7 protein-coding genes are annotated in these 7455 nt (G+C 53.8%); all 7 read left to right on the plus strand.

Annotated features, from left to right (window positions below; translation table 11 throughout):
* The first annotated feature begins 1 nt into the window (after position 1).
* The 7 genes from nuoE to nuoK all read left to right on the plus strand — a co-directional run bounded on the left by nuoE (position 2) and on the right by nuoK (position 7137).
* Positions 2-481, plus strand: a complete 480-nt coding sequence (gene nuoE, locus Q8L79_RS14030) for an NADH-quinone oxidoreductase subunit NuoE (RefSeq protein ID WP_305272306.1) — start codon at positions 2-4, stop codon at positions 479-481.
* Positions 482-487: 6 nt separating this feature from the next.
* Complete coding sequence (gene nuoF / locus Q8L79_RS14035) at positions 488-1777, plus strand: NADH-quinone oxidoreductase subunit NuoF (protein ID WP_305272308.1); 1290 nt, start codon at positions 488-490, stop codon at positions 1775-1777.
* Positions 1777-4467 carry an NADH-quinone oxidoreductase subunit NuoG gene (gene nuoG, locus Q8L79_RS14040; RefSeq protein WP_305272310.1) on the plus strand — a complete coding sequence of 897 codons (2691 nt, stop codon included), beginning with the start codon at positions 1777-1779 and terminating at the stop codon, positions 4465-4467. The genes nuoF and nuoG overlap by 1 nt, the downstream gene beginning before the upstream one ends.
* Positions 4464-5420, plus strand: coding sequence for an NADH-quinone oxidoreductase subunit NuoH (gene nuoH / locus Q8L79_RS14045; RefSeq protein WP_305272312.1), 957 nt, complete (start codon positions 4464-4466; stop codon positions 5418-5420). Before nuoG ends, nuoH begins: the two co-directional genes overlap by 4 nt.
* A gap of 224 nt (positions 5421-5644) precedes the next feature.
* A complete protein-coding gene (gene nuoI / locus Q8L79_RS14050; RefSeq protein ID WP_305272314.1) occupies positions 5645-6160 on the plus strand; it encodes an NADH-quinone oxidoreductase subunit NuoI in 516 nt (171 codons plus the stop codon).
* Positions 6161-6313: 153 nt separating this feature from the next.
* On the plus strand, positions 6314-6832 hold the full coding sequence (gene nuoJ / locus Q8L79_RS14055; protein WP_305272318.1) for an NADH-quinone oxidoreductase subunit J: 519 nt from the start codon (positions 6314-6316) through the stop codon (positions 6830-6832).
* Positions 6829-7137, plus strand: a complete 309-nt coding sequence (nuoK, locus tag Q8L79_RS14060; RefSeq protein ID WP_305272316.1) for an NADH-quinone oxidoreductase subunit NuoK — start codon at positions 6829-6831, stop codon at positions 7135-7137. Before nuoJ ends, nuoK begins: the two co-directional genes overlap by 4 nt.
* The last annotated feature ends 318 nt before the right edge of the window (positions 7138-7455 follow it).

Here is a 7455-nt window from a genome sequence, read left to right on the forward strand (position 1 = left end):
AATGAAAAAGCAAGTTTTTGAAGGCTTAAGCCCCGCTGAAATCAAGGAGATTAACGCCGAGACGAGCCATTATGAAGATAAAGCGGCGGTTTCTATCGAGGCGCTGAAAATCGTTCAGAAATACCGGCGCTGGGTTTCTGATGACTGCCTGATTGCCGTCGCCGAACTGTTGGACATATCGCCGACACAATTGGAAGCGGTGGCGACTTTCTATAACCTGATTTACCGCCAACCGGTCGGTAAAACTGTCATTCATTATTGCAACAGCGTTACTTGCTGGATGCTGGGCAGCGATCAGATACAGGAACGCCTGTGTCGGCATTTGAACGTCGGGTTGGGCGAAATGTCCACGGACGGCGAATACACTATATTGCCGATTGTTTGCCTGGGCGCTTGCGATCATGCGCCGGTGGCGATGGTCGGGGATGAACTGAGGCTCGACCTCACAGAAAATGCTGTTAACGAGATTTTCGGAAGGTAATGCGCTATGGAAAAAATGAACAAGCCGCTGACTAAAAATATCCGGCCGGACCGAGCCTTTGCCACGCTGGCCGATTACGAGAGCACCGGCGGTTATCAGGGGCTGCGCAAGGCCATTACGGGATTACAACCGAAAGACGTGCAGCAATGGGTTAAGGATGCTGGGCTGCGGGGGCGCGGCGGATCGGGATTCAATGCCGGACTCAAATGGAGTTTGGTCCCGATGGATGCCAATGTGCCGCAAACGCGCTATCTGATCGCCAATGCCGATGAAATGGAACCGGGAACGTTTAAGGACAGAATGTTGATGGAGCAGGACCCGCATCAGTTAATCGAGGGTATGATCATTGCGGCCTATGCGATTCAGGCCAATACCGCCTATATCTTCCTGCGCGGAGAATACCATCTTGCCAGGCGGCGTCTCGCTTATGCGTTGCTGGAAGCCAGGTCTAAGGGTTATCTGGGCGAACAGGTGTTGAATTCAGCTTTCAGCATGGAAATCGTTCTGCATACCAGCGCAGGACGTTATATCTGCGGCGAGGAAACGGCGTTGCTTAATGCGCTGGAAGGGAAGCGGGCCACGCCCAGAGCCAAACCGCCTTTCCCACTGGTCACCGGGCTTTGGGGTAAGCCCACTATTGTCAATAACGTGGAAACCTTATGTAACGTACCGCATATTTTACATTATGGCGTCGAGTGGTATCAGGGCTTGGGACGCGGCGTCGACAAGGGAACCAAATTATTCGGCGCCAGCGGCCGCGTTAAGTATCCCGGTTTATGGGAGCTGCCGATGGGCATCCCCATTCGGGAGGTTATTGAGAAATATGCCGGGGGGATGCGGGACGGTTACAAACTGCGCGGCTTTTTGCCCGGCGGCGCATCAACCGATTTTTTACTGCCAGAGCACCTGGATGTGGTCCTGGATTACGAAGCCGTAGCCAAAGCCGGTAGCCGTCTGGGTACCGGAACCATCATCGTGCTTGACGACCAAACCTGCCCGGTGCAAATGGTGCTGAATCTGGAACAGTTTTTTGCCCAGGAATCCTGCGGATGGTGTACGCCGTGCCGGGACGGTTTGCCCTGGACGGTAACCTTACTGAAAGACATCCTTGCAGGAAAAGGTCGCATCGAAGATCTGGATACCTTGGCAGGATTAACCCGCATGCTGGCCCCCGGAAATACTTTTTGCGCGTTGGCTCCCGGGGCTATGGAACCATTGCAAAGCGCGCTTAAATATTTCCGCGACGATTTTGAGCGCTATATCGTCGGCAGTCACGCCATCATGGAGCCTGCGTAATGGCCCGCATCGAAATCGACGGTCAATCTTATGACGTTCAGGACGGCGAAAATCTGCTGTCCGCCTGCTTATCGCTGGGCCTGGACCTGCCTTATTTTTGCTGGCACCCTGCGCTGGGCTCGGCGGGCGCCTGTCGGCAATGCGCGATCATTCAATATAAAGATGCGGAAGACCGGCGCGGGCGCTTGGTCATGGCCTGCATGACGCCGGTAGCCGATGGCTTGCGTATTTCCCTGAATGCCGAACCGGCGCGGCAATTTCGCAGCGATAATATCGAGCTGCTGATGACTAATCATCCCCATGACTGTCCGGTCTGCGAAGAAGGCGGCGAATGCCATTTGCAGGATATGACGGTCATGACCGGCCATATCTTTCGTCGCTACCGCGGCCTGAAACGAACCCATAATAACCAGAATCTCGGCCCGTTTATCAATCACGAAATGAACCGCTGCATCGCCTGCTACCGTTGCGTGCGTTTTTATGACGATTATGCCGGAGGCAAAGACCTTCAAGTCTTCGGGATACATAACAACGTCTATTTCGGCCGTTTTGAGGATGGCGCGCTGGAAAACGAATTCAGCGGTAATCTGGTCGAAGTCTGTCCCACCGGGGTTTTCACCGACAAAACTTTCAGCGCGCATTATGCGCGCAAGTGGGATTTACAAAGCGCGCCGTCGGTTTGCATTCATTGCGGCCTGGGCTGCAACATCGCTCCCGGCGAACGCTACGGTGAACTCAGGCGAGTGGTCAATCGCTATAACAGTGAGGTTAACGGTTATTTTCTCTGCGATAGAGGGCGCTTCGGTTACGGTTTTGTTAACAGTCCCGAACGCATCCGAAAACCGAAGCTCAAAGGCTATCCGGACATCACTGTCGATACCGCAGAAAGTTATTTCCGCAACCTGCTGAAAACCGCCAAACCGGCGATCGGCATCGGTTCGCCGCGCGCGCCTCTGGAAGCCAATTTTGCTTTGCGCATGCTGGTTGGCGAGGAAAACTTCTTCCTCGGTTTGGAGGATACGGAACATATCTTACTGAATACTATTGCCGAACTGATGCTTGACGGCGGCATCCATTCCCCCTCCCTGCGCGAAGTCGAACAAGCCGATGCGGTGCTGATCCTCGGCGAAGATGTGACTCACAGCGCCCCAAGGCTGGCGCTTTCGTTACGGCAGGCGGCGCGTAATGCATCATTCGACCTGGCTGATACCCTGCACATATTGCCCTGGCAGGATGCTGCGGTGAGGAATTTGGATAAACATGTCTCAACGCCGGTGTTCATTGCCAGCGTTTGCGCCACTCGTCTGGATGATACGGCCGCGAATACTTATCGAGCCAGTCCGGAAGACATTGCCCGTCTGGGCTTTGCGATCGCTCACAGTCTTGATGAGTCGGCTCCCGCGCCTGCCGCTCTGAGCGATAGGGAACAAGCGCTGGCAACGACCATTGCCGACAGCTTGAGACAGGCGAAACGCCCGTTGATCGTATCGGGAACCGGTTGTTCAAGCCTTGCCGTCATTCAGGCGGCCTACAACGTCGCCAAGGCGCTGCCGTCGATAAACAAACAACTGGCCTTTACGGTTCCGGAATGTAACAGCCTTGGTTTGGCAATCATGGGCGGAAGACCTTTATCGCAAGCCTTTGAACGAATCGGCAACGGTTTGACGGACAGCGTGATTATTCTTGAGAACGATCTCTATCGCCGGGCGCCGAGCCGAAACGTGGACTTGTTTTTGCAACTGGCCGATCATGTCGTGGTTATTGATAGCCTGGAAAATAAAACCACGGAGCATGCCGAATTGGTGCTGCCGACCTCGACTTTCGCCGAATCCGAAGGCACCCTGGTCAATAACGAAGGGCGGGCTCAGCGTTATTTTCCGGTTTACCCGGAAACAGAGTCGGTGCGCGGCAGCTGGCAGTGGCTGACAAATGTGATGGAAGCTTGCCAATGGCGGCATCACGATCAGCTGACCGCCGCTTGCGCAAGCGCATTTCCGGGGCTTGCCGATATTATCCAGGCTGCGCCGAGGTCGGATTACACCGTCAAAGGCGGCAAAATCCCCAGGCAACCGCACCGCTACAGCGGCCGTACCGCGATGCACGCCAATGTCAATGTCAGCGAGCCCGGCCAGCCGCATGATATGGAAACGCCGTTCGCTTTTTCGATGGAAGGCGATATGGAGCAAATCCCACCGGCTTTATTGCCGGTGATTTGGACGCCGGGATGGAACTCCAATCAGGCGATTAACAAATTCCAGCAAGAAACAGGCGGGCATCTGCGTGGAGGCGACGCCGGAATACGGTTGATTGAAGCATCAGGCGCTCTGCCTTGGTTCAGCGACATTCCAGCCGGGTTCATGCCGACGCCGGGCCGGTGGCGAATCACGCCATTGCCGCACATTTTCGGCAGCGAGGAATTAAGCCTGCATTCGCCATCGCTGCTCGAGCGATTGCCGGATTTTTGTATTTTGCTGAATCCGTTGGATGCAGAAACACTGAGAGTCGATACCGGCGATCAAGTGGACATCAGCAGTCTTGCAGGAACCCCGGTTCTGAAGGTTCCGGTGCGGATCGAGCCTACGCTGCCGCCCGGTTTATTGGCAACAACAGCGGGACTGCCTGCATTCCAGTCCATGAAAAGCGGGGCTCAGGTCACTTTAAAAAAAGTGGATCGGCAGGTGCAGTTATGAATACGGGTCTGGGCGATGCAGCCGACATTATCGGCATTCTGGTCTCGGTGATTTTCGTTGCGGCGATGCTGATCTGGGTGGAGAGACGCCTGTTGGCGGTCTGGCAGGATCGTCTGGGTCCTAATCGGGTCGGACCATTCGGTTTAATGCAGGTCGTGGCGGACATGATCAAGATGTTTTTCAAAGAGGACTGGATTCCTCCTTTTGCCGACAAACCGGTATTCATACTGGCTCCTACCATCGTATTCATCACCATGCTGACCGGTTTCGCCGTCGTTCCTTTTGCGCCGGGCGTCGGCATTATCGATTTTAATTTCGGACTGCTTTACTTTCTGGCGCTGTCTTCGCTGTCTGTCTACAGCATCGTGCTGGCAGGCTATGCGTCCAACAACAAATATTCGCTGCTTGGGGGAATTCGTGCGGCGGCGCAGACAGTCAGCTACGAGGTGTTTATGGGTATTTCCGTCATGGGCGTGGTGATGCTGTCCGGCACTTTCAACCTACGGGAGATTGTCGAAGCCCAGCGCGACGGCTGGTTTATTATTCCCCAGTTTTTCGGCTTTATTATCTTCCTGATTGCGGTCGTTGCCGAAAGCCGCCGCACTCCCCTTGATCTGCCGGAAGCCGAACAAGAGTTGATAGCCGGATTTCATACCGAGTATTCAGGGATGAAATTCGGCATGTTTTTCGTCGGCGAGTATCTCGGCATTACGCTCAGCTCGGCAATGATTGTAACGCTTTTTTTCGGCGGCTGGCTGGGTCCCTGGCTGCCGCCGCTGCTATGGTTTTGCCTGAAAACCGCCGTCGGCATCATGTTCTTTATTCTGCTGCGAGGCTCGTTGCCGCGGCCCCGCTACGATCAACTGATGGCTTTCGGCTGGACAGTGCTGTTACCGGCGGCGCTGTTGAACTTGCTGGTGACCGGCGGCGTGGTCTTGTCATTGCAAGGTTAAGACGATGTCAGGTTCTGTTATTAACCACGAAGACACGAAGAACACGAAGTTTATGTTTTCCTTCGTGTTCTCGGCAACTGCTCCTGCGTTGCTCTACCTCCTGCATAACCCACATGGATGTGGGGAATGCAGATATTGCAGGAGCAAATATCTGTCCTTGCAGTCGTTCGTGTCTTCGTGGTGAGTAAAAATTCATAAATTATGAATCGGAGGGGGAGAAATCGATGCTAAGTCAATTGCGATCATTATGGGAAGTTTTGAAACATACTTTCGTCAAGCCGGATACGGTCGAATACCCGGAACAGAAACCGGCGCTGTTTCCCCGTTACCGCGGCCGCATCGTGCTGACTCGCGACCCTGACGGCGAAGAGCGTTGCGTTGCCTGCAATCTATGCGCGGTCGCTTGCCCGGTGGATTGTATCGCTTTGCAGAAAGCCGAGGACGAGGACGGCCGCTGGTATCCGGAATTTTTCCGCATCAATTTTTCCCGCTGCATTCTATGCGGATTTTGCGAGGAAGCCTGTCCGACCAATGCAATTCAACTGACGCCGGATTTTGAAATGTGCGAATACGACCGGCAAAACATGGTTTACGAAAAACAGCATTTACTAATTGATGGCACCGGGAAATATCACGATTACAACTTTTACAGGGTCGCCGGAATGACGGTTGAAGGCAAGGCCAAGGGGCAGGCTGAGAATGAGGCTCCGCCGGTCGATGTGAAAACGTTATTACCTTGATTTATCGATCCCACGCCGGAGCGTCACTGCCATTAAGAGGTAGGCCGGAATAAGCCCGCCCGGCGACAGCAAGGGCGGGCTTATTCCGGCCTACTCCGTGATGTGTACAAAGATGAGCGTTCCGGTGTCAGAACTATTAATCAGGAGAACATGATGACGTTGACTTTGTTTTATATCGCTTCCGCCGTTGCTGTTTTCGCTACGGTGATGATGATCACCCGGCTCAATGCAGTGCATGGATTGCTGTACCTGATTTTATCGCTGCTGGCCGTTGGCGTTTTGTTTTTTCTGTTGGGCGCGCATTTTGCCGCAGTGCTGGAAGTGATTATTTACGCCGGGGCGATTATGGTTTTGTTTGTTTTCGTCATCATGATGCTCAATCAAGGACAAAAGACCATTGAACAGGAACGCATTTGGCTACAGCCGGGTATGTGGATCGGGCCGTCACTGTTGGCATTGATTCTGTTCGTCGAAATGTTGGTTATCGTTATATCCGGCGGCAGCGCCGAAACCGGCCATGTAGTGAATGCCAAGCAAGTGGGGATAGCGTTATACGGACCTTATCTGCTGGCTGTGGAGCTGGCTTCGATGTTATTGCTGGCCGGTTTGGTCGGTGCTTATCACTTGGCAAAACCGATACTCAAGACCACAAAAACCGGGGAACGATCATGAACGGGATTCCTATGGAGCAGGGCCTGTTATTGTCTGCCGCGCTGTTTGTGCTGGGCTTAATCGGGGTATTGGTGCGGCGTAACCTGATTATGATTTTGATGTCTCTGGAAGTCATGCTCAACGCTACCGGTCTGGCTTTTATTGTCGCCGGATCACGTTGGGGAGAGGCGGACGGGCAAATCATGTTCCTGCTGATATTAACGCTGGCTGCGGCTGAAGTGGGTGTCGGCTTGGGGTTGGTGCTGCAAATCTTCCGCCGTTTCCATACCCTGGATGCGGATTCGCTGAACGGGATGAAAGGATAGGCAATGAAAGTGATCGAACTGCCGGAGTGGGTGCCACTCATTACGTTTATTTCCTGGTTTTCAAGTTCTGCGCGGGAATATCTTAATACTCTTGATCCTGCGCAGAGCTTGAGGATGCAGTGCCGGACACGCTGCGCCCCGTATTGTGTTTGTTGTGCTAGTTCCCAAGCTCCAGCTCTCGTCGTTATACACAAGTCTGTTCAAGACCGTCATTTAGGCATGAAAGCTGAAATGGCGGCCCTGGATGTAGGCCGGAATAAGTCCGCCCGGCGTCAGCAAGGGCGGATGTTTCCGGCAATCGGAGCGCCGGAAACACCA

It is taken from the genome of Methylobacter sp. (assembly GCF_030680395.1).
In the GTDB taxonomy this organism is placed as follows: domain Bacteria; phylum Pseudomonadota; class Gammaproteobacteria; order Methylococcales; family Methylomonadaceae; genus Methylobacter_A.

Excerpts from the sequence above, each read along its gene's own strand:
- nuoE (WP_305272306.1), top strand. The coding sequence starts at position 2 with ATGAAAAAGCAAGTTTTTGAAGGCTTAAGCCCCGCTGAAATCAAGGAG.
- nuoF (WP_305272308.1), top strand. The coding sequence starts at position 488 with ATGGAAAAAATGAACAAGCCGCTGACTAAAAATATCCGGCCGGACCGA.
- nuoG (WP_305272310.1), top strand. The coding sequence starts at position 1,777 with ATGGCCCGCATCGAAATCGACGGTCAATCTTATGACGTTCAGGACGGC.
- nuoH (WP_305272312.1), top strand. The coding sequence starts at position 4,464 with ATGAATACGGGTCTGGGCGATGCAGCCGACATTATCGGCATTCTGGTC.
- nuoI (WP_305272314.1), top strand. The coding sequence starts at position 5,645 with ATGCTAAGTCAATTGCGATCATTATGGGAAGTTTTGAAACATACTTTC.
- nuoJ (WP_305272318.1), top strand. The coding sequence starts at position 6,314 with ATGACGTTGACTTTGTTTTATATCGCTTCCGCCGTTGCTGTTTTCGCT.
- nuoK (WP_305272316.1), top strand. The coding sequence starts at position 6,829 with ATGAACGGGATTCCTATGGAGCAGGGCCTGTTATTGTCTGCCGCGCTG.